A 5,164-nucleotide genomic window follows, 5' to 3' on the forward strand; every position below is an offset into this window, starting at 1 on the left:
AGGCCAGAACCGTCGCCATGCCGACCCGGGTCAAGATTCTCTACCAGCTTCTTTGTCTGCTTCCCGCTGAGCGCAGCTATGGAAATACCACAATATATACCACTCAATGAAATACACTAAGAGCAACTAAGTAAAACTCAAGATGATACTATGAGATAGTAAATACCGATTATTTATATATTTACAGCATGTTAAACACGCCATGCCAATTCACTGAAATGGGTTGATGGCGGAGACGAAGGGATTCGAACCCTCGAGACCCTTCCGGGCCTACTCCCTTAGCAGGGGAGCGCCTTCGACCACTCGGCCACGTCTCCGTCGACGGGTATATCCGTGCAAGCGACGGAAATACAAGGTCGTTTCTACAATGTTTGGTTTTTTTTACCGACTCGCTCGAAGCCATTGAAAAAGCGCAGAATAGCTGCGTCTTCCACCGGTTTTGGGTAAGATTTGGTTAACGCATTTCAAGCCCCAACATTCAGCAATATTCATAGAATCGCGTTTCCCAAGTGGTCGGATAGGCTTTGTTGCACAAATCCGTTGTCGGGCAGACTTCCCCTTTGCCCGGACGGACTTACCCCCCGGACGGACTAATCCTGCGGGCTCTCTGACGGGTGTGCCAAAAGCGGTTTAGTGGTTCAGGACCCCGACGCCTGCCCGGATTTCCACGACCTGTCAGTCGCAGGTGCGAGCCATGAGTGACTGAACACGAAGTTTCACGCAGTTCGTCTTGCTCTCAACATGGATCCAGCGGTGATACCCGCTCCTTCGCCGCCACAGGGCACGGCCCAGGTATCGCGATGCGTTGACTGCTTCGTTCCGGGCTATTGCCTCTGCGCTGGGTGTTTCAGAGTTTGGTGTTCTCACGCGGCGGGATGACCGCATGGATATAACGGGCAGTGAACGCGCGGCTTGCCGGGAAACTTGGGCAACGGGTTCAAGACGCGCCATCTAGGCGTCGGCCGGCCCCAAGAGATCAGACGTGTTTAGCGCTCGTTATCGAACGTGAGTTACTCTGCCAAACTGAAATCAAGGGGTCAGGGCCCTTTGGCGGGTCGACGCATCCTTCAACCGACAGGCAGTCGGTTTCCCTGGATTCCCCACATTCATCCAATAACTGTTATATGTGAATTCATCAAACAATGAGGACATGATGAACTCACTAACCAGAATAACACGAGGGATAGGCGTCGCCCTCAAGGACGGCAGAGTGAAAGGCATTCTTGCCTTCACAGTTGGAATGATTTTATGGGCCTCGGTCTTTTACCACTTTGTCGAAGGTTGGAGTTGGCTCGACTCCATCTACTTTTCTGTCGTGACCATTTCGACCGTGGGGTTTGGTGACTTTTCACCCGAAACCGCGGCAGGGAAGATCTTTACGATGGTATACATCATTGTAGGTCTCGGTGTCTTCGTGACTGCAGCAACCACAGTGGCGGATACGATCTTGTCCCAGGACGACAAAAAAGCGGGCAAGTAGATTATCCCAATTTGGCCAAATCGAGTTCACACCCAGGCATTGGTTTGACTGGGCACCTCAAGCCGTAGCCCGGATTCATTTGTGTCTTCAAGCTGATAGATGATCACTAAAACTAAAAAATATACATATGGTGTTTTTTGAGTGTAACATTCGAAAAACATATGGAGGGATGGAATGGAAAAGACACAGGACGCAAAGATTGTCGATCTGGCAATACGATTGCTCTTTCTCGGACTATTCCTCTACAGCGCCCTGGTCATGGTGGCCCCGCTTGCGAGCGTGGTTATCTGGGCAACGATCCTCTGTGTGGCGCTATACCCGGCATTTGATTGGCTGCAATCCAAGTTGGGAGGGCGGAAGAAGCTTGCGGCGGCGATCTTGGTTTTGGTGGGTCTTGTTTTGACCTTGGGGCCGGTTGCTACGGCGATATCCGGTGCTGCAGAACTTGGGTCTGAATTCGCGGAACAAGCAGACAAGGGTGAGTTGAAAGTCCCGCCTGCGCCCGAGGGCCTTAAGGAACTGCCATTGGTTGGAGACAAAATTTCCAATGTTTGGGGTATGTTCGAGCGGAATCTGGACGGCGCGCTTGCAAAATACGGGGCGCAAATCCTTGAGATCACAAAATCGCTCTTCGGAAAGGTGTTGGGCATCGGAATCGGGCTTCTTGGCTTGGCCCTGTCCGTATTGATTATGGGGGCGTTGTTCAGCCCAGGGCCAAATTTGGTCCAAGGTCTCCAACGCTTTGCAAACCGTGTTTTCGCACCGCGCGGCGGTGAATTCGTAACACTGGCAGGTGCAACAATTCGGAACGTGACAAAAGGCGTGATCGGCGTAGCAGCCATTCAGGCGGTCTTCGTTTGGATACTGCTGGCTTTGTTCGGAATTTCTTCGGCCGCCACGCTGGCATTTATCTGCCTGATACTCTCGATCATCCAAATCGGGCCCGGATTGGTTCTTATACCGGTTATTATCTACGCATGGAGTTCCATGTCCGGCGGAACTGCTTTGATATTCACCATATTGGCCGTGCCCGTCACAATAATGGACAGCTTCCTAAGACCCGTGTTCATCTCAAAAGGCCTTGAGACTCCCATGTTGGTCATCCTCATCGGTGTTCTCGGAGGTATGATGGCGTACGGTTTGATCGGCGTCTTTATGGGGCCGGTACTCTTTGCTGTGTTCTATGAACTGTTCAAGGTTTGGATTGATACCTCGCCCGAAGCCGAGGGCGCTTCTGAAGGTGCGGCGAAATGAGGAAGACGATCTGGACAACCCTGGCTGTCATTCTGATTTTTCTTGTCTGGTATCTGGTCGCTGATCGGAAAACGCCATTTACCGGGAACGCCAGAGTAAAAGCCGTGGCGACCCAGATCGTCCCGCAGGTGACAGGCACTGTTACTGACGTACTGGTCGAAAATGGCCAGATAGTCTCGGCCGGAGATGTCCTTGTCCGGATCGACCCCCGACCCTATGAAATTCAGCGCGACAAGGCGGAAGCTGACCTCGAAGCTGCCACGCAGGAAGTGGGTGCATCCTCGGCAGAGGTAAGAGCTGCACAAGCCAAGCTGGCAAGGGCGCAGAGTGATCTGGATACAATGCGCATTCAAACGGAACGCGTTTTTGCGCTTGAAAAGAAAGGGTTGATTGCCGTCTCAAAGGCCGATGATGCACGAGGTCAACTTGCAGAGTCTGAGGCAAACTTTGAGAACGCAAAAGCGGATCTGGAAAAAGCAAAACAGAGGCTTGGTGACGACGGGATTGAAAACCCGAAAATCCAGCGCGCGTTGGCTGCATTGGCGGATGCGGAACTGAACCTTGAATGGACCGAACTACGCGCTCCGGCGACGGGCGTCATATCCAATCTGCTGATAGCGCCAGGGACGTATGCGCGATCCGGTCAGGATCTATTGACGTTTCTTGACGCAACTGACGTCTGGATCGAGGCGTATTTTACCGAGAACAACCTTGGAAGAGCCTCCATAGGGTCCCCGGTTGATGTCGTGTTGGACATGCATCCCGGTAAAATCGTTTCGGGCGTCATCGAGAGCTTTAGTGCGGCCGTTTCTTTAAGTGGCGGTGATGAGCCCGGGCAATTGGCGAGCCCGCCAAGCACCAAAGGGTTTTTGCGAGAGCCTGAAAGGTTCCCGGTCCGGATTGTTTTGCCCGGTTACGAAGCTGGAAGCACAGAAGATGACCTTCGCTTTCAGCTCAACGGACAGGCCGATGTGATTATGTACCTAAGTGACAACACTTTGCTGAACCTCGTTGGTCGTACCTACATTCGCTTGGTTTCAATTCTGTCCTATGCGTACTGAGGACCAACGCTCTGTCACCCGGCTTGCACTGGGTGTAACTGGCGTGTTTTCCTTGGGCCTGTTTCTTGGCTGGCCACTCGCTGTTGTTGGCGCGGTGTTCACGGCCCTTTTTCTGCAAGCACCTGCCGCATTGCCTTTAGCAGCATTTGCCAAGCTTTTTGTCTTCTCTATTGGATTGATGTTCATTTCATTCCTATTGTCGTCGATCTTCTCGCCTTATCCACTCGTGTTTCTCATTCTCGTGGCAATTGGAATAATCCTGTCTTTCATGTGGTCGGTTTCCGGCGCCGGAGTTTTACCGGGTGTCATAGCTCTCATGGGGGCGTTGATGATCCCGAACCTGGTTCTGCAATCCCAGGATCTGGCCTTGGTGCTAGTGTATTGGATTCCGTTGAACCTGCTGTTTGCAGGCATGGTATCGACGCTGATGTTCGTACTGATACCTGCTGAACCTCAAACGGCAGCTCAAAAGAAAGCTGTATTGTCGCCGGACTTCGACCCACATCGTCGAATAGTCAGGATGTCGCTTGTCACCATTCCATTTGCTATGGCGTTTTTTGTTTCCGGCGCGTCTGCTTTGCTGGTTCTGTTCTTTGTCGCGTTGCTGAGCCAGCAACTTGCGGCGATGCCTGCGGCCGGCAAGACAGTTGCAAAATCTATGCTGACGGCAAACCTCCTTGGGGCTGCGGTGTCTATCGTATGCTATGAAATAAACGTCATAGCTCCGGTTATTCTGACACCCATTCTGCTGTGTTTCTTCTTCTGTCTGTCACTCGGAGCGCTTGGAAAATCTCAAGCTCCGCTCGCCGCGGCAGCCGGTTCAGCTATTACAACGGCTCTGATCGTATATGGCGGGTCGGTTGCGCCGTTTTCAGACGAGGCTGACGTCAAGAGCATCACTCGGGTTATGCAAGTTGCCAGCGCCGCTATCTTTGTGATCATCGCATATGTCGTGGTGGATGAATTCTGGCCGGAAAAAAAGCGCCAGACAGCTCAATGCAGCTAGGGTCAGGATTCAAAACCAGCAGATGACGGTTGCTGAGATGAAGACCTTGGGACAACGCTCATGGCGTGCCGCCACGCGCCTCCAATCCCTGAGCTTGCCAAACAAAATCTCGATGCGATTTCGCCGCTTGTATCTGCGCTTGTCGTACTTGAACGGCGTCTTGCGTTGTTTTCGACCGGGATGCAGGCCCGTAGGTACTCTTTGGTATCTTTAGTTTGCTCCGTGGCGCAGCACCGTTGCAGCGCCGCATGAGGAGGCTCCAAGCGCAAGGAGCGCCCCTTGGAGCGCTAAGTGTTTGATATCTGACGTTTTAGTGTTGGTTGCGGGAGTAGGATTTGAACCTACGACCTTCAGGTTATGAGC

Annotated in this window: 4 protein-coding genes, 1 tRNA gene and 1 pseudogene; 4 read left to right on the top strand and 2 right to left on the bottom strand. The window is 52.5% G+C overall.

The window, feature by feature from the left end:
- Window positions 1-227: 227 nt before the first annotated feature.
- A tRNA-Ser gene (locus tag AC2FJB_RS22650) sits at window positions 228-317 on the bottom strand.
- A gap of 893 nt (window positions 318-1,210) precedes the next feature.
- On the opposite strand from AC2FJB_RS22650, the gene AC2FJB_RS22655 reads away from it, so the two are divergent.
- The 4 genes from AC2FJB_RS22655 to AC2FJB_RS22670 all read left to right on the top strand — a co-directional run bounded on the left by AC2FJB_RS22655 (window position 1,211) and on the right by AC2FJB_RS22670 (window position 4,801).
- Window positions 1,211-1,480 (top strand): potassium channel family protein, encoded by a 270-nt coding sequence (locus AC2FJB_RS22655; protein WP_472724434.1) that lies wholly within the window; start codon window positions 1,211-1,213, stop codon window positions 1,478-1,480.
- Between the two features lie 174 nt (window positions 1,481-1,654).
- On the top strand, window positions 1,655-2,734 hold the full coding sequence (locus AC2FJB_RS22660; protein ID WP_496721200.1) for an AI-2E family transporter: 1,080 nt from the start codon (window positions 1,655-1,657) through the stop codon (window positions 2,732-2,734).
- On the top strand, window positions 2,731-3,795 hold the full coding sequence (locus AC2FJB_RS22665; RefSeq protein WP_496677619.1) for an HlyD family secretion protein: 1,065 nt from the start codon (window positions 2,731-2,733) through the stop codon (window positions 3,793-3,795). The genes AC2FJB_RS22660 and AC2FJB_RS22665 overlap by 4 nt, the downstream gene beginning before the upstream one ends.
- Window positions 3,785-4,801 (top strand): DUF2955 domain-containing protein, encoded by a 1,017-nt coding sequence (locus tag AC2FJB_RS22670; RefSeq protein ID WP_117870661.1) that lies wholly within the window; start codon window positions 3,785-3,787, stop codon window positions 4,799-4,801. Before AC2FJB_RS22665 ends, AC2FJB_RS22670 begins: the two co-directional genes overlap by 11 nt.
- Before the next feature lie 9 nt (window positions 4,802-4,810).
- On the opposite strand, the pseudogene AC2FJB_RS22675 reads toward AC2FJB_RS22670, so the two are convergent.
- Window positions 4,811-4,981, bottom strand: a pseudogene (locus AC2FJB_RS22675) (IS5/IS1182 family transposase); the annotation flags it as partial.
- Between the last annotated feature and the right edge of the window lie 183 nt (window positions 4,982-5,164).

The sequence above is a fragment of the Ruegeria sp. CDSC085 genome (assembly GCF_059610465.1).